1 protein-coding gene is annotated in these 337 nt (G+C 69.4%); it reads left to right on the plus strand.

The features are described from left to right. On the plus strand, positions 1–337 hold a 337-nt coding region (locus tag Q5762_RS37590), incomplete at both ends, for a PDZ domain-containing protein (protein WP_315896803.1).

Here is a 337-nt window from a genome sequence, read left to right on the forward strand (position 1 = left end):
GAAGATCCAGAACGTGACGCCGGAAATGGCCGAGGCGCTGGGCATTGCCTCGGAGCAGGGCGCGATGGTCAGCGATGTGCCCGAGGGGCCGGCTGCGGATGCCGGGATGCGCGCCGGGGATGTGATCGTGAAATTCGCCGGCGGTGAGGTGAAGGACACGCGCGAACTGGTGCGGCGCGTGGCGGATGCGCCGGTGGGCAAGGCGGTGGATGTGACCGTCCTGCGCGAGGGCAAAGAGGTCGAGCTTCAGGTGACGCTGGGCCGGCGCGAGATTGCCGAGGGCACCTCGGGCGGCGTTTCCTCGGGGACCGGGGCGGATGGTGGCGAAAGCGGAATG

The sequence above is a fragment of the Streptomyces sp. P9(2023) genome (assembly GCF_032436795.1).
Taxonomy (GTDB): Bacteria; Actinomycetota; Actinomycetes; order Streptomycetales; family Streptomycetaceae; genus Streptomyces.